This window comes from Microcoleus sp. S13_B4, assembly GCF_036700885.1.
In the GTDB taxonomy this organism is placed as follows: domain Bacteria; phylum Cyanobacteriota; class Cyanobacteriia; order Cyanobacteriales; family Microcoleaceae; genus Microcoleus.
The window spans coordinates 81007-98471 of the sequence record NZ_JAUBPU010000004.1 but is presented as its reverse complement, the minus strand read 5'-3'; the positions used below and the strand labels follow the sequence as shown (position 1 = coordinate 98471).

Below are 17465 nucleotides of genomic sequence, written 5' to 3'. Positions count from 1 at the left end.
GTTTCGTGCTTGAGAGAAATCAATCAGTCATTACCTAGAGAGCCATTTTTAAACACAGATAGCTAATAACTAATGACTGATGACTAATGACTAACCGAAACCGGGGAGATTCAGTCCGCCGGTAAGTTCTTCCATTTTCTCCCGCATCGTCATCGTAGACTTAGCGTAAGCATCCTGCATCGCCACCGTGACGAGTTCAGAAACCACATCGGCACCTTCACCGAGAGCATCCGGCGAGATTTCCACGCGGCGGGGTTCTTGGTTGCCGCTGAGAAAAACCTTGACCAAGCCGCCGCCGGCAGTTCCCTCAATTTCCATTACATCCAACTCTTCTTGGAGCTTTTTAGCTCCTTCTTGAACCTGCTGAGCTTTTTTGAAAGCTTCAGTCAGTTCTTTCATTTTTCCCAGGCCGAAGCCAAATCCTTGTCCTGATTTTGTCATAACTACTTTGTGATGGTGTGTGGGCTGGCAGTCTGCCGTTTCCGTATTACTTCAATGATGCCTTAGAAGGGAAACTCTCCCAGTATTCTAACTTCTGGCTCCAACAACAGCGACCACCGCTGCTCGACTTGCTGTTGAACGTGGCGGATCACTTGAAAAATATCATTGGCCGTTGCCGACCCGCAGTTAAGAATAAAATTAGCATGGCGCTGAGCCACTTGTGCGCCTCCGATCTGATATCCCTTCAGTCCCGCTTGTTCGATGAACCAACCTGCCGTCTTGGGGCCGGGGTTACGGAAGACTGAGCCACAGCTCGGTAAGTGGTAAGGTTGAGTTGTCCGCCGCTGGCTGAAATGGTCATTAGTTTCTGCCATTACTTGCGATCGATCGAATCCGGGCTTTAGCTGAAAAGTCGCTTCAGTCACCAGCCGATCGCCCCCTTGCAGCACCGAAGTCCGGTAGCGGTACTCCAACTCTTGGGGAGTCAGAATTTCCACCTTGCCATCAGGGGATAGAACGCGAGCGTTGACCAGGATATCAGCAGTACAGCCTCTGTGAGCGCCTGCATTCATCACCACAGCCCCGCCCACGCTGCCCGGTATGCCGACTGCCCATTCTAGACCTTTCCAGCCCCGTTTAGCCGCCAACCAAGCGAGGCGGGGAATTGACTCCCCCGCCCCGGCTGTAACTTGACCTGTTTCAGGATTAAAATTCACCTGTTTCAGGTAGCGAGTGCCGACGACCAAACCGGACAAACCCCGATCGCTCACCAACAAATTAGAACCCGCACCCAGCAGAGTCACCGGCACCCCTTCATCGTGTGCCCAGGCAAAACTCGCTTGCAAAGCCTCCATACTGCGGGGAGCAACGTACCACTCGGCCGGGCCACCGACTCGGAAGGAAGTCAGGCCCGCCAGCGAAACTTGGGAGTTAATCTTACAATCAGTTCCCCGCAAAGAAATAGGAGAATACACTCGCCGATTGTCCTTAACAGAGGAGTCATTCGAGATAGTCACCATCTTGAAAATCCTTAAAAATACCTTCGCTCGAAGACGTGGTTTAAAATCCATTTAGCTAACTTATGTCGCCCCTTTGAGCGAGCCGCCCGACAGAAGTTTCGGCACAAAGTGCAACGCCATAATGTCGATCAACTCTACTCAGTTCGCGAGCTAATCGGGGCGATCGGCTTGTTGATAAAAAGCCATAACCTCTGGAATAATCTGATTCAGATTACCAGCCCCCAAAAACAGAGCCAAATCCCCCGGTTGCAGATTTTTGGTTAAAAACTTAGTGACTGACTCCAGGGAAGGCGCAAACTCAACCTCTCGCCCTTCTTTAGCAATCAAATCAGCAACCTGCTGCCCGCTAATCTCTCCTAAATTTGGTTCCCCAGCACTATAAATATCGCAAGCCACAACCAAATCAGCATCCCCAAAAGATTGAGCAAATTCTGGCAAAAATGTCAGAGTCCGGCTGTAACGGTGGGGTTGAAAAATTGCAACCACTCTTCGGGATTTGGGATTTTTTTCGCTACCTTCGATACGCAAGCGAGCCGCCGCCAAGGTGACACGAATTTCGCTAGGATGGTGGGCGTAGTCGTCCACAAACAGGATGTCATTGTGAAAACCCCGCACCTCAAAACGGCGGCGAGCTCCTTCAAAGCCAGCAATCGCTTTGGCAATCGCCGAAAACTCTAACCCCAACAATCGACCCACTGCTACCGCAGCTAGTGCATTGCTGAGATTGTGTGTGCCCAGCAACTTCAACTCCATTTCCCCCAGGAAAGCTCCTCGCTCCCAAATGCCAGCCTTGGTGCTTTCGGCTCCGTACTCCACGCCCGAAGCCGTGTAGTCAGCACCGCTGTCTGGCTGCAAGCTATAACTGACATGAGGCTGAAGGCATTCTTTGACGATTTGGTCGTCAATACAGCCCACCAACGTTTGACAGTTTTGGGCAAACACCTTAAATGTGTCTATTACCTGGTCAAGGGTATCGTAATGGTCTGGATGATCCAGTTCCACATTCGTCACTATGCCAATTTTGGCAACCAGCTTGACGAGAGAACCATCGGATTCATCAGCCTCGGCAACTAAGTAGGGGCCTTCTCCCAAACGGGCATTGCCTTCCCAAGCATTGACCTCGCCTCCTACTACGATCGTCGGGTCTAGACCCGCCGCCATCAGCATGAAGCCGATTAAGCTGCTAGTAGTAGTTTTGCCGTGAGTCCCCGCTACGGCTATGCTTTGGTAATCTTGAATTAACGCTGCCAACACATCCGATCGATGAAAAATCGGACAGCCCAAATCTAAAGCAGCTCGATATTCGGCATTGGCTGGGTGAATAGCCGTCGAACATACTACTTGAGGCAATCCCAGAATTGCTTGGGCGGTTGAACCGTTGCCGTTCAATTGGAGAGCTTCGGCTGTCGCGACAGAAGTCCCTACCGTACCCGCGACTATCGAGGATACTGCCCTTTCCTGTTGCCCGCAGTCGGGACTGCTACCGTTAAGGGCCGTTTGAAATAATTCAAAATTGCTGGCGTCTTGACTCCAAAAAATATGAGCTCCCATTCCTTGCAAGCGCTCGGTTATGTGACTCGATTTAATGTCGGAACCGTACACAGGCAACTTGCGTTTAGCTAAAATATAGGCAAGGGCTGACATCCCAATCCCACCAATGCCGATGAAATGAAATGGTCTACCGTTGAAATCAACAGAACTCGGCATCTTCGCTCCTCACACACCACACCACGCCAATAACACGCGATATCATATCAAGAATTGTTTTTTCAGGATACAGTTCGCTAGAGATTTTGTACAAAATTCTCTGCGCGTCCCTAGATTTGCGGGACTTGTAGAGATGTTTGTCTTGTATCCTATATGACTTAGTACCGAGTATTTTTCCGGAACAGTCACAGCTCGAAAATAGCAGGTAACAGAAAACGGGGTCTGGGGTCTGGCCCAACAGACTAATTTTGGGTGCTTGCATACTCCTGCATTCTTTCTATTTCTATCCGCCTGCTGTGCTCGGATACGGCAGCAAAAGCCCCACAACCTTTTTTCTAAGATTGAGGGTAAAACCCATAAGGATTTACAAACACTACCACGTATGACCAATTTTCGCTCCTTTTATAGTCATAAATCTACCTTTACAGTCATTTTCTCGCCCAAGTCAGAGATTGACACGATCGCAGCTATAGTATATATTTTTAGTATATTGTATATATAAGTTATGTAGTTAGTCGGAATAGTCGAATAGCCATTGAGCAAACCAAATCATGGGCTTGATTGAGAAGCTGATGAACCCTCTTGGCAGCCCTGAAAGTTTTTACCACTGCGCTAAAAAGTATATTTACTGTCACAACTTTTTGACCCGCCAACCAACGAATGCTCAGGCGGTCGATCGCACACTCAAAACAAGTTGGGATTAATATTGGCAAGGTTAATCATCCAGTCCCGCACCCACTCCGACCCTCAGAACCGGGTTTTTTAAACCTTATTGAAGGTTTGAAGGAATTAAGGGGGTTGAAAAAACCGGTTTCTGCGTCCAGGACGCTCGTCGAAACTAGGGTCGTCGAGGGGTTTGTCCCCGATGTAAACCTAGGGTTTTCTAATAAACGAGCTTATGGTTAAAAGCGTAGAAACATAAAATTGGCGCGATGTCTGTATTAATCCTGATTTGGGGGAAATATGGGAAAAATAGCGATTTTGGGGGGGACTTTTGATCCGGTTCACTGGGGTCACGTGTTGGTAGCCGAGACGGCTGCAAGTCAATTTGCTCTCGATCGAGTCATTTGGGTACCGGATCGCTCTCCTCCTCACAAGTGGCGCCCGGATTTGGCAAGTTTTGAGCAGCGGCGGGAAATGCTGGCTCTGGCGATCGGCGATCGCCCAGACTTCGTAATTTCGCCGCCGGAGGCAAATCCCTCGGACAGTTCTTTTGCGATCGACACCCTGCTGTATTTGCAAAAATTGTATCCAGGCGATCATCGCTGGTACTGGATTATTGGTAGTGACGCACTCCTTAGTCTTCCCAAATGGCACCGGTGCGCCGAAATTGCCGGGTTGTGCGACTGGTTGGTGGCCCCACGTCCGAATCACGGAGATCGAGAGACAGCAGAAAGCGTGGAGATGGGGGAACTGTCCGAGTGGGGAGATTGTCCGAGTGGAAAACCCCTCGATTCCGGGGAAGACAGGATGCAGGTTCAGACAAATGCTGTGGGCCGGCGAGTTGCCGAACAAATGGCTCTTTTGGACGTGGAAATTCGCTGGGAGGTCCTTTCCATGACTGCGATCGAGATTTCGTCCAGCCACATCCGCCGCTGCTGCGCCGAAAAGATCGACCTCCGCTACTTAGTCCCGGAAGTTGTCGGGACTTATATTGCAGCCCATCAGCTTTACCACTAACCAGCGGCAGAAAGCCTAATGCCTTCTGCCTTGCAATTTCAGCCTTCTAGAAAAGTTCAAGCTTTTTTGATCGACACAAAAAGTTAGAAAGGATCGACCTTTGCGATATGATCTTGTCTCATAAGTCAATTCTTAAATTTTTCCAAAATTTAAGCCTGAGCTAAGGGCTGCCATCGTTAGGAGGTACTAAAGTGATTCGAGTCGCGATCAATGGTTTTGGACGTATTGGGCGCAGTTTTGCGCGCTGCTGGCTGGGCAGAGAAAACAGCCAGCTAGAGTTGGTAGCTATTAATGACACTTCCGATCCCAGAAGTAATGCTCACTTGCTGAGATACGATTCCATGATGGGAACGTTGAAGAATGTGGACATCAGTGCGGATGAAAATTCCATTACTCTCAACGGCAAGACAGTTAAATGCGTGAGCGATCGCAACCCGCTAAACTTGCCTTGGAAAGATTGGGGTATTGATCTGATTATTGAATCGACCGGTGTCTTCGTTGACCAAGCTGGTGCATCGAAGCATATCACTGCCGGTGCTAAAAAAGTGCTAATTACCGCTCCCGGCAAGGGTTCTGAAGTGGGCACTTATGTGATGGGAGTCAACCACCACAACTACAAGCACAGTGACTACACAGTCATCAGCAATGCTAGCTGTACTACTAACTGTCTAGCTCCTGTACTGAAAGTGCTGCACGAAAATTTTGGCATCGTCAAAGGCATGATGACCACTACCCACAGCTATACTGGCGACCAGCGCTTGCTGGATGCCAGCCACCGCGACTTGCGGCGGGCCCGGGCGGCAGCAATGAATATTGTGCCGACTTCTACCGGAGCAGCCCAAGCTGTGGCTTTGGTGATTCCAGAATTGAAGGGCAAGTTGAACGGTATCGCCATGCGCGTGCCGACTCCTAATGTGTCGGTAGTTGATTTTGTGGCTCAGGTAGAGAAAAAGACTTTTACCGAGCAAGTAAATCAAGTGTTCCAAGAAGCTGCCTCTGGCTCCATGAAAGGGATTTTGGAGTACAACGATTTGCCTTTAGTTTCATGCGACTATCGCGGAAGTGATGCTTCTTCGATTCTGGATTCCAGCTTAACGCTGGTGATGGATGGCGACATGGTAAAGGTTTTGGCTTGGTACGACAATGAGTGGGGCTACAGTCAGCGGGTTGTTGACTTGGCGGAATTAGTCGCCGAAAGGTGGGAAGCCTAGTACCCGAAGGCAGAAGGCCTTAGTCATTCGGCAGAAGGTAAAAAATCCTGATATTTTTTACTTTTGAGTCGATTTCTAGCTGACTTGTTATTTCTGTTTTCGAGCGCTAGAGGCTTTTGGCAGTCGATAGTTGGCGAGTACAAAATGAAATATAGTAGGGACATGGCAGTGGCGTGTCCCTACTATATGCTTATGCTGCTACTCTCAGCTATTGATCAAGCTTTTTGCAATCATACTTCGATCGGGCTTTCGGGTCTGCTTGATGATAAATTTGTTGTTTGTTTGTAGTAAGCGCTTAAAATTGCTTTGGTTAAGTTCTCGGAAAACCCCAAATATTAAAAAAATAAAAATTCCGACTATAAAAGTTAAAAACCTGAAAAAATAGCAACAGCTACGGTACATTGTTGAAAACAAAATGTGATATGAAAAAAGCGTTAATTAGCGGTATATCAGGTCAGGACGGAGCTTATTTAGCTAAACTGTTGCTCGATCAAGGTTATGAAGTTTGCGGCACCTCCAGGGACGCCCAAATTTCTAGTTTCGGAAACCTGGCCCGTTTGGGCATCCGAGACCGAGTAAAACTAGAATCCATGTCTCTCAACGATTTTCGCAGCGTTTTGCAGGTACTAGCGAAAATTCAGCCCGACGAAGTGTACAATCTAGCAGGTCAAAGTTCCGTCGGTCTGTCTTTTGAACAACCCGTAGAAACCCTCGAAAGCATTGCCACAGGCACATTGAATCTCTTAGAAGCAATTCGGTTTACAGGCGGAAAAATCAAACTTTACAACGCCAGTTCCAGCGAATGTTTTGGGGATACCGGAGGCAGTGCAGCGGATGAAAACACGCCTTTTCGCCCCAGAAGTCCTTACGCGGTGGCGAAAGCAACGGCATTTTGGGAAGTAGCGAATTATCGAGAAGCGTACAATTTGTTTGCGTGTTCTGGTATTTTGTTCAATCACGAGTCGTCGCTGCGGCCGGAGAGGTTTGTTACCCAAAAAATTGTATCTGTTGTGTGCCGAATTGCTGCGGGTAGTGCGGAAAAACTGCATTTAGGTAATGTTTCAGTGCAGCGGGACTGGGGTTGGGCGCCGGAATATGTGGAGGCGATGTATTTGATGTTGCAGCAGGAAGAACCGGACGATTATGTAATTGCCACGGGTGTAAGCTATCCTTTGGAGGAGTTTGTGCAGACAGCGTTTATTTCTGCTGGTTTGGATTGGCAGGAACATTTAGTAACCGATGCGAGTCTTTACAGACCGACGGAGATTGCAGTTGGGAGGGGAAATCCGGGTAAGGCAAAAGAAAAATTGGGCTGGGAGGCCAAATATAAAATGCCCGATGTGGTGCGGATGATGGTAGAGGCGAGGATGGGTAAGGTGTGAGGATTTTTTCATAAAAAATAGATCTTTGTTTGCAATAAATACCTGTTGTGAATTATCAGCGGTTGTGTACCCTTTTCAAGATGTGAAACAATGCAAATAGTTCTATTAGCCGGCGGTTTGGGAACACGTCTCCGAGAAGAAACAGAATTTCGTCCCAAGCCCTTAGTTGATGTGGGCGGGCGTCCGATTCTCTAGCATATTATGAAAACCTATGCCCCTTAAGGATTTCAAGATTTTTTTGTGTATTTGGATTATCAGGGCAACATGATTAAGGAGTCTTTCCTCAATTATGAAGCGATGAATAATGAGTCTACTATTTGCTTGGGCCGTCAAAATCCGATCACCTATCACGAAGAACACCAGAAGCAAGATTTTAAGGTGACAGTGGCGGAAACAGGGCCAAGACACCATGACAGGGGGGGTGAAACGTGTGGAGAAATAAATTACTGATCATCCTGAGTGGAACAGGAAGCATCGTACTGGGACGGCTGAGCTTGCCAATCGACATTCTGATTTTGTTATCCAGCAACCAGCATGGTATTTTAATGAAAGTGAGTTAAGTGAAAACCTTACTGACTGGCCTGGATCGTGGTTGCGGCGACTGTGAACAGAAAAGCCGGGAAAACTGTAAAATTAGATTTGCGGGAACAAATGATGATCGCTTTCAATCCTTATAAGCTGCTTGAGCTGGAGCTTTATTGTCTTCAATAAAGCTCCAGCTCAAGCAGCTTACACAAAGATATTTCTGACAACAAGCTAGAGCTGTAACCATCTTTCAGATGTACGTATTTCCCAATTTTAGATAAGGAGTAATTACAATGGGTTTAATCAGAGGAGGAGTGCCAACAGAGCTAGCAATAGCCTTGAAAGAAGCATACCATTTGCAAGGTTTTATTGAAACTGGCACCAACTGCGGTGCAACTGCATTGTGGGCTGCACAGTATTTTCCAAAAGTTATAACAATCGAAGCAGCTAAAGAAATATATGAGGCAGTAGTACATAACTACGGTCACTTAAAAAATATCGACTTCGTATTGGGAAACTCAAAAGAGCAGCTTGCAAGAATTTTACCCACGCTCAAGGAACCTTGTATTTTTTGGCTAGACGCTCACTGGAGCGGGGGAATAACATATGGAGAATCTGAGGAGTGTCCGCTGCTGGAAGAGTTGCAAATCATCAACGATTCTGAATTCGATCACTTTATCCTAATAGATGATGCACGCCTTTTTTTATGTCCGCCCCCGAGTCCTCACCGTATAGAGCAGTGGCCGACTATTGATGCTGTTACCAGTTTGTTGAATTCTGGAAGAAGTCGATATACCGTTATAGTTGAGGATGTGATAGTTTCTGTTCCCGAAGGAGCCAAATTCCTCGTGGCTCAGTATAGTCAGGAAGTTAGCACAAAGGCATGGGAAGATGAAGTGCGATCGCTCCAAAAGCCAGCACCTGCATTGCCTGAAAAACCGCCAAAGCCTAGACCCACAGTCAAGACAAGCTTGCACAGCGGCGAATTGCTATGTATCGAAAGATTCATCGCATCTGGTCAAGTAGTTTTTGATGTAGGTGCGAATGTTGGCAGTTGGAGTGAGGAAGTATTTAATCAATTTCCTAATGCAGAAATCCACCTGTTTGAGCCAGTTCCTAAAATTTACAAAAGTCTTTTACAAAATTTAGCCGAAGGAATTTGTAATAGTCAAATTATTCCCAATAACTATGCGGTAGGGAAACAAGAAGAATCAAAGAAGTTTGCTTATTATCATGACTCTCCAGAATGGAGTACATTTTACCGCAGATTGCAGGCTGAAAAGGAATATGATATTAAGCAGCCTCAAATTATCAATGTTTTGACAACTACTATAGATAATTACTGTCAAAGGCAAGAAATTAACCACATTAATTTTTTAAAGATAGATGTGGAAGGTGGCGAATTAAATGTACTAGAGGGAGCTAATAATTTATTGCGCCAGGGTAAAATTGATTACATTCAATTTGAATACGGGGGTACTTATATAGACTCGAAAACAACACTCAAACAAGTTTTTGAATATTTTCAAAACTTGCGATATGCAATATTTAAGATTCAACCAGATGGATTAGAGTATTTTCCCTATTTTCAGCCCGATCATGAAAACTATCAGTGGAGCATTTTCTTAGCAGTAAACGAACGCTTTCGCTCGGCAGTTTTGGGTGAAGCACCCCAAATGCTTGATTTACGGCAAGTTTGTACGCAGCATTCCATCGTTCCGCGCGGTGTGGTTCACGTTGGAGCTCACGAAGGTAATGAAACTGCATTGTACCAAGCAATGGGCATACAAAGGGTATTGTATATCGAAGCTAACCCAGAAGTGTTTGAAAGATTGCAGCTCAAAATAGCAGGATTCCCCAACGTGCAAGCAGTTAATTGTGCTGCGAGCGATAGAAATGGCACGGTCAACTTGCACGTCACTTCAATGGATCAAAGCAGTTCGATTTTGCCGTTAAAGCTTCATGCAGAGATTTATCCCACCATTCAGGAAACTCACCAAGTAACAGTAGAATCAAAAACTCTAGATACCCTGCTGCAAGAACTGGAACTGGAAGCTGCGGATTTTAATATCCTCAACATAGATATCCAAGGTGCAGAACTTTTGGCTTTGCAAGGAGCGACTAATTTACTGAAATATGTAGAAGCAATTAACACAGAAGTAAATTACGAAGAACTGTACGAAGGCTGCGCCTTGATTGACCAAATTGACGAATTTTTGGAGAATTATGGTTTCGATCGTGCTGCAACAACAACCCCGCTTCACCCGTCTTGGGGGGATGCGTTTTATGTCAAAAAGCCAGCCGTTACTATGTCGGAACTTGACATCAATCGATTTGGAAACCAGATATTTGAGTACGCTTTTTTAAGAATCTATGCCAAACAGCATAATCTCCGGTGCGAGACACCTGCTTGGATCGGACAATATCTATTTGGTCATCAAGACCAGCCGATTTCTCAGAAATTACCTCAAATTCAAGAAGTTAGGCAACAAGATGGAACATTTTCTGTTTGGTTTGCAGAAGCTATCATCCCCAATTCGCCAACTATTTACAAAAATGTAGACTTTTCGGGTTACTGCCAGTACCACACAAAATATTACGCTCCCTACAAAAATTACGTGCGATCGTTATTTAAACCAGCGACAGAAGTTGAAACAAAAATGCAAGCTGCCATCGCTTGCCTGCGTTCTCTAGGCAAAACTGTTGTAGGTCTGCACCTTCGCCGCGGGGACTACAGCCAGTTTAATACAGTACCTTTCTTACCAGCACCTAGCGAATGGTATAAAGAGTGGCTCAGGGGTCTCTGGGAAAGGCTGGACGAACCTGTACTATTCATTGCTAGCGACGAAATTGGAAAAGTTATCGGGGATTTTGGAGAATACAACCCAGTAACAGCACAAGATTTAGGTGCTAATGTGTCCGAAGCAGACTTTTATTCAGATTTTTACATATTGAGCCAGTGCGATGTTGTCGCTATATCAAATAGCAGTTTTTCGTTTGCAGCGTGTATGCTTAACGAAACAGGCAAGTTCTTCTTTCGTCCCGACTGGTCAACCGAGAAACTAATCCCCTTCGATCCTTGGAATAGCGAGCCTCTTTTGTGGGAGAACCCGAAAAAATTAAACAGCGATTCAATACCAGAAGAATTTAAACTAAACGACGTACAATTTCTGCTAACCAATTATCAACTCAGCGATGAAGAGTTTTTGCAAGCAGCTTACCGTAAATATTTGCTCCGCTATCCAGATGAAGCAGGCAAACAGTGGTATATCAAGCTCCTCGGGGACAAGAGCATTACGCGCCGAACAATTCTCGCCGGAATGCAACAATCAGTAGAATTTAAGGGGGTGTGGGAACCGATCGCCTCAGCTTCTGAAGAGGAAACTTACTGGCATATGGGATCTCTATGGGCAAAACAAGCCCAATGGGATGAGGCGATCGCCGCCTATCACCAGGCAATTCGGTCAAAATCCGACCTCGTGCTAGCCTACAGTCGTTGGGCCGACAATCTAGCCACCCAGAACCAACCCGATGCACAGGTGGCTCTGAGAGCGAAATTTTTCAAAGCCTTACTAAATCAACCCGACTCAGCCGAATTATACGCTTGTTTAGGGAAACTCCTAGCAGCAAGGGGCAAGGCAGGTGAGGCCATACAGGCATACCAAAAGTCGCTCTTAATTCAATCTGACTCCCCCGACGCAGCTCAAATTTACTTCGATTTAGGGAAAGCGCAAGCACAGCAAAATCAACTTGATGAGGCAATTACCTCATACCATAAAGCTATTCAGCAGCACCCAGAATGGGCGGAAATTTACTTTTATATCGGGCAAGCACTAGCACAGCAAAACAAACTTGATGAGGCAATTACCTCCTATCAAAAAGTTATTCAGCAGCATCCCAAATGGGCGGAAGTTTACTTTTATATAGGACAGGCAAAGTCACACCAAAATAATTTTGACGAAGCAATTAAATTTTACCAAAAATCTATCCAAATAGATCCAGAATATGTTGGGGCTTATCTGCTATTGGGAGGCTTACTTCATGCACAATCTAAGTTCGATGAAGCTATTTCGTGTTTCCAAGACCTAATTGATTTAGAACATCACACGTTTGGTTCGATCGCCCAAAGTTATATAGGCAGTATTCTCCAACAGCAAGGCAAACAGGAAGAAGCTAACTTGTATTTTCAAAAAGCACAGCCTGCTGCACTTCCGCAAGGGTGTTATGGCACTGTGCGGGAGTGGGTACTTGCATCTCCATTAAAGCAAACTAACTACATAGAACTCCACTCTCCCCATCACTTCTCGCTCTCAGCACCGCCGCAAACAATAGATAGAGCTTTCTATCCGATATTGAATAGTAGTTGGTGGAGTCAATTTGAGTCGCCCGCCACATTTGTAGTCACAATACCAGAGGGTCGGTATTGCGAGTACGGCTATAACACTAAAACTGCCGTTATAACCTCAGATAATCAGTTATTGCTAGATGTTTCTACCTGCCCTGGCATACCCATAGATCGACATCCTATTTTCTCAGCAACCAATTTACCACTTGTTGAGCATATTAATGGTACTGTAGCTGTCTTATCCGTAGATACTGGACTCATTTATTACCATTGGATGTTAGATTTACTTCCGAGGATAGGATTGTTACAACTAAGTGGAATTGAGCTGGGCAGTATTGACAAATTTTTAATTAACGGTTACCGATCACCTTTTCAAAAAGAAACCCTTGAGGTGTTGGGTATTCCCGTCAATAAAATCATAGAGACCAAGAATCATGCCCATATAAAAGCTAATAAATTAGTTGTTCCCTCTTATCCCGGTTACCAGTGTTTCCCAACAAAATGGGCGTGCGATTTCCTCAGAAGCAAGTTTCTTCCCCTAGCACTACCATCAAAATCAAGGCAGCTAAAGCGTATATATATCAGTCGGAATGCAGGAAGAGAACGGAGAACAATTAATGAATATGAAGTGTTAAATCTTTTGAATGAGCTGGGTTTTACAAGAATCTTCGCAGAGTCAATATCCTTTGCTGAACAAGTCTCATTGATGGCTCAGGCTGAGGTTGTAGTCCTGATGCACGGTTCAGCAGTCAGCAACCTTGTTTTTTGCCAGCCGGGAACTAAAGTTATCGAAATTTTCTCGCCCCACCAGATCGTTCAAATTGGCGAACTGATTAGCCATTACCAGAGACTTGATTACTACTATTTGGTAGGTTCAGGAATTCAATGTCCTCAGTTGCGTCAACTCGTTTACTACAAAGAGGGTTGTGAAGATACACTTGTTAACATTGATTCCCTGAAAAATCGGCTAGAGCAGGCTGGAGTCGCTTAGATCTAAAGAAACAGAGTTTAACTTTATGATGGAGTCCAACACCCCAACAACATCAAAACGAGAGCCAATCGCCTCCTCCAGAGTCCCTGACTCTAGAAGTTGATCGTCCCCCGCCAATCCCCCTGTTTCGCTAAAGCATTCCCCCAATCCAAATAAATTTCAAAGTTATCTGGTTGAATATTTAGCAGGTTGCGGTATGCTTGCACGTCATTTGGATTTAGTTGTACTGCACGGCGGTAGGAGGCAATCGCCGCCTCCAAATCCAACTCTCTTCGCTGCTGCAAAATATCTGCTATGCAGCCGTAAATCCAATCAACATCCGGGTTGAGAATACTTGCTTGGCGGTAAGCCGTGATCGCCTCATCTAACCGGCCCAGTTTCACCAAACTCTGCCCCAATCCACACTAAGAACCAAAGTGATCGGCATTGAGTTCAGTAGCTTTACGAAAGGCAGCCACTGCTTCTTCCCACTGTTGCTGTCGATCTAAAGCATCCCCCAAGTGATAATAAGACCCAGAAAAATCCGGGTTGAGTTCTATGGCGCGGGGGTAAGATGCGATCGCTTCCTCGAATTGACCGAGTTTCGCTAGAGCTTCCCCTAAATTGTGGTGAGACCAAGATAGGTTAGGATTTAGCTCAATGGCACGGCGGTAGGCTGCGATCGCTTCATCTAAATTGCCTGACTCTATAAAATGATTTGCTTCGTGGATATGGGTTATAGCCGTTTTTTGCATTAATTTTGAATAAGTGCCACTTGTGATAAACTTGCAACGTAGTTGATTTTAACTGAAGTGTGCGAGCAAGACAAGAACTCACTGGACTGACCTGACCCTACTCAAACACAGTAAAATACTGAATTGAGGATTTACGGTTGACATGGGGAACATTTTGCGAGCGCTACCAGTCAGTTCACAATGACGCAACTTGCCTTCTGTCGAAGCAATCTAGCGAATAACAAGGAAGAATTAGAATAGGAGGCGAAGTACAAAGTGGTGCCGATGATAGTAGATGAAATATCTTACATAAAAAAAATGTTTCAACAAAATCTATAGAGGTATATAGGTATTATTGTGGTTGAATTAATTGCCGTTCACGTTCCAAAAACAGCAGGAGCAACGTTTCAATCTGCTTTACAGCAAGTTTACGGCTCGCAACATATTTACTATGATTATCTAGATGCGTCTAGACCAAAAGTTTATGAACCTCATGAAATTCCTTCACAAATCAGAGTAATTAACGGTCATTTTTCTCTAAGCAAGTATGAGAGCTTTTTCCCCGAAGCTAAAAGAATTATTTGGCTGAGGCATCCGATATATTTATTAGTTTCCCTATACTTTTACTGGCGATATCTCCCATTACAGAAGGGTGACAACACGATAGTAGGAAAATTGCAACAATCAAAAATTGGAATATATGAATTTGCCGATCAACCGGAAATAAGAAATATATTATGCCAAAATACTTGTGGAAAGATGCTAAAGGATTTTTATTTTGTCGGGGTGCAAGAGTTTTTCAGAGAGGACTTATTAGAACTGAAAACCATGCTTGGGTGGCCAGAATTGACGGTGGTTCAGGAAAATATCAACCCCAATCCTAAGTACCAAGAAGATTTACAAAATGTATTGAGTAACAAAACAATTATCAGCAAGTTAGTAGAAAACAATAGGCAAGATATAGAACTTTATGAGGAAGCATTAAGTTTGAGAGCAAAGCGGAGACAAGAATTAAGTTTACTACAGCCAATTCTAGCAGGATGGAACCGGGTTCAGTACCAATTGAGTCAATCAAAAAAACCAGATAGTCAAGTTGATTTGAAAATAATAGGCAAAGGAGGGGCAAAAATGACAAAGTGGAAAAAAACATTTTTATTTCAAGGAAAAGAATTATATTACAATCGCATACCGTATAACAATCCCTCGGAAAGAGCGGTTGAAGTTTCAATAGGGTTTAATTGGCTGATTAATATCCAAAATTCAGACCGTGTTTTAGAAGTGGGGAACGTACTTTCTCGCTATGAAAGCTCACTAGGCGAACAGATGGGGGTTATTAAAAGAAGAATTATAGACAAATTTGAAATAGATATAGGCGTGGATAACGAAGATTTAATGACACTTGAATCAGACGAAAAATATGATTCTATAGTTTCAATTTCTACCGTCGAACATATAGGTCAGGGACTTGATCCGCGCGGTGCTTACGGTGAGTCTACCGAAATTCGCGATCTGGAAGCTCCACTGAAGGCCATCGCCAAGATATACGATTTGCTCGCTAGTGAGGGAAAAGCATTGATTACAGTTCCCTTTGGAGTCCTTACGGACGGAGGATGGTACATTCAGTTCAGCGCGCAGTATCTGGCACTCTTGAAAAAATATGGAATTCCTCAAGAAGCAATCCGTACAAGTTTCTTAAGATTAATTAATAGAGATCCCACAAAGGATAGCGTCAAAATGCTTTGGGAAGAAATAGAAGAGATAGAACTTAGTAATGTAGAGTACAATCATCCTTTTCCTTTTGCAAATGCGATCGCTGTTATAGAACTTTCCAAACTTTCAAAAAACTTTCAGCTCAACTTAGAAGTTGATCCTACCCCTCTTTATTATCATATGCCATACGAGACTCGAATAGAATTGGATCAATACAAAGTGCAACTGCACCAGACTCAGGGAGAATTGGAGCAATACAAAGTGCTAATGCACCAGACTCAGGGAGAATTGGAGCAATACAAAGTGCTAATGCACCAAGCACAGAGTCAATTGGCACAATCCCAGTTGCAACTGCATCAGACTCAGGGAGAATTGGAGCAATCTCAGTCTCAACTGCACCAGACTCAGGGAGAATTGGAGCAATCTCAGTCTCAACTGCACCAGACTCAGGGAGAATTGAAGCAATCTCAGGCTCAACTGCATCAGACTCAAGGAGAATTGGAGCAATCTCAGTCTCAACTGCATCAGACTCAGGGAGAATTGGAGCAATCTCAGTCTCAACTGCATCAGACTCAGGGAGAATTGGAGCAATCCCAGTCTCAACTGCACCAGACTCAGGGAGAATTGGAGCAATCCCAGTCTCAACTGCACCAGACTCAAGCAGTATTGGTACAATCCCAGTTGCAACTGCACCAGACTCAGGGAGAATTGGTACAATCCCAGTTGCAACTGCACCAGACTCAGGGAGAATTGGAGCAATCCCAGTTGCAACTGCACCAGACTCAGGGAGAATTGGAGCAATCCCAGTTGCAACTGCACCAGACTCAGGGAGAATTGGAGCAATCTCATGCTCAACTGCATCAGACTCAGGGAGAATTGGAGCAATCTCATGCTCAACTGCATCAGACTCAGGGAGAATTGGAGCAATCTCATGCTCAACTGCACCAGACTCAAGGAGAATTGGAGCAATCTCAGGCTCAACTGCACCAGACTCAGGGAGAATTGGAGCAATCCCAGTCTCAACTGCACCAGACTCAGGCAGAATTGGAGCAATCTCATGCTCAACTGCACCAGACTCAGGCAGAATTGGAGCAATCTCATGCTCAACTGCACCAGACTCAGGCAGAATTGGAGCAATCTCATGCTCAACTGCATCAGACTCAAGGAGAATTGGAGCAATCTCAGGCTCAACTGCATCAGACTCAAGGAGAATTGGAGCAATCTCAGGCTCAACTGCATCAGACTCAAGGAGAATTGGAGCAATCTCAGGCTCAACTGCATCAGACTCAGGCTGAAGGGGAAAGACTACAGTTTCAGGAAGCTATGGTTGGAGATTCTGACTTACGAATCCAGTTAGATTACAAACTTCTGGTGTGGGAGGCTTGGCACGCTCATCACAATGGTGATATGAAAGGTATGGCTCACTTTCTCAAACAATCATTAAAGTGTACCCCTTTCTCCGCAACAGAAACAGTATTAAAATGGTTAGAGAGTTTTGCCCAGTTCAGTTCAGAAAAGGGGTATCAGCTTGATACCAACTCCCTGATTAACTCAGCGGAATGGAATGAATTGATGCGTCGCGGTCTTCATAATGGCAACAGTGTAATTCCGAAGCACTAGAGTGAGAGTGCTAGCAACCGACGAGCGCCGATCGCAATCTGACCTTCGTTGATAAACTTAGAACACTGTCTTCACAGGGCGATCAATCGTTCGTTCCTGAAGGTGACGATAAAAACAGTAG

The 17465-nt window shown here is 45.1% G+C and carries 10 protein-coding genes and 1 pseudogene; 6 read left to right on the top strand and 5 right to left on the bottom strand.

Annotated elements, in window-relative coordinates:
- Window positions 1-90 precede the first annotated feature (90 nt).
- The 3 genes from QT994_RS04290 to murC form a co-directional block, all read right to left on the bottom strand.
- Window positions 91-441: a YbaB/EbfC family nucleoid-associated protein gene (locus QT994_RS04290; RefSeq protein ID WP_006634273.1), complete on the bottom strand. Its 351-nt coding sequence runs from the start codon at window positions 439-441 to the stop codon at window positions 91-93.
- A 62-nt stretch (window positions 442-503) separates the two neighbouring features.
- Window positions 504-1460, bottom strand: coding sequence for a UDP-N-acetylmuramate dehydrogenase (gene murB, locus QT994_RS04285; RefSeq protein WP_333172059.1), 957 nt, complete (start codon window positions 1458-1460; stop codon window positions 504-506).
- Window positions 1461-1610: 150 nt separating this feature from the next.
- The gene (gene murC, locus QT994_RS04280; RefSeq protein ID WP_333172057.1) at window positions 1611-3167 is read right to left on the bottom strand and encodes a UDP-N-acetylmuramate--L-alanine ligase; all 1557 of its coding nucleotides are present in this window, start codon (window positions 3165-3167) and stop codon (window positions 1611-1613) included.
- Between the two features lie 963 nt (window positions 3168-4130).
- Between murC and nadD the strand changes: the two genes are divergently transcribed.
- The 5 genes and pseudogenes from nadD (at window position 4131) to QT994_RS04255 (ending at window position 13301) form a co-directional block, all read left to right on the top strand.
- Window positions 4131-4847, top strand: coding sequence for a nicotinate (nicotinamide) nucleotide adenylyltransferase (gene nadD / locus QT994_RS04275; protein WP_333172055.1), 717 nt, complete (start codon window positions 4131-4133; stop codon window positions 4845-4847).
- 191 nt (window positions 4848-5038) lie between these two features.
- Window positions 5039-6058, top strand: a complete 1020-nt coding sequence (locus QT994_RS04270; RefSeq protein WP_333045021.1) for a type I glyceraldehyde-3-phosphate dehydrogenase — start codon at window positions 5039-5041, stop codon at window positions 6056-6058.
- Window positions 6059-6480: 422 nt separating this feature from the next.
- Window positions 6481-7440 (top strand): GDP-mannose 4,6-dehydratase, encoded by a 960-nt coding sequence (locus tag QT994_RS04265; protein WP_333172053.1) that lies wholly within the window; start codon window positions 6481-6483, stop codon window positions 7438-7440.
- 90 nt (window positions 7441-7530) lie between these two features.
- A pseudogene (locus QT994_RS27745) lies at window positions 7531-7879 on the top strand (sugar phosphate nucleotidyltransferase); the annotation flags it as partial.
- 379 nt (window positions 7880-8258) lie between these two features.
- Window positions 8259-13301: an FkbM family methyltransferase gene (locus QT994_RS04255; protein WP_333172049.1), complete on the top strand. Its 5043-nt coding sequence runs from the start codon at window positions 8259-8261 to the stop codon at window positions 13299-13301.
- Between the two features lie 92 nt (window positions 13302-13393).
- Here the strand turns inward: QT994_RS04255 and QT994_RS04250 are convergent, their stop codons facing one another.
- A complete protein-coding gene (locus QT994_RS04250; protein WP_333172046.1) occupies window positions 13394-13699 on the bottom strand; it encodes a tetratricopeptide repeat protein in 306 nt (101 codons plus the stop codon).
- Between the two features lie 6 nt (window positions 13700-13705).
- Window positions 13706-14035 carry a tetratricopeptide repeat protein gene (locus tag QT994_RS04245; protein ID WP_333172044.1) on the bottom strand — a complete coding sequence of 110 codons (330 nt, stop codon included), beginning with the start codon at window positions 14033-14035 and terminating at the stop codon, window positions 13706-13708.
- A gap of 336 nt (window positions 14036-14371) precedes the next feature.
- Here QT994_RS04245 and QT994_RS04240 point away from each other — a divergent pair, with 336 nt between their 5' ends.
- Entirely contained in the window at window positions 14372-17344 is a 2973-nt protein-coding gene (locus tag QT994_RS04240; protein ID WP_333172041.1) for a hypothetical protein, read from the top strand.
- The last annotated feature ends 121 nt before the right edge of the window (window positions 17345-17465 follow it).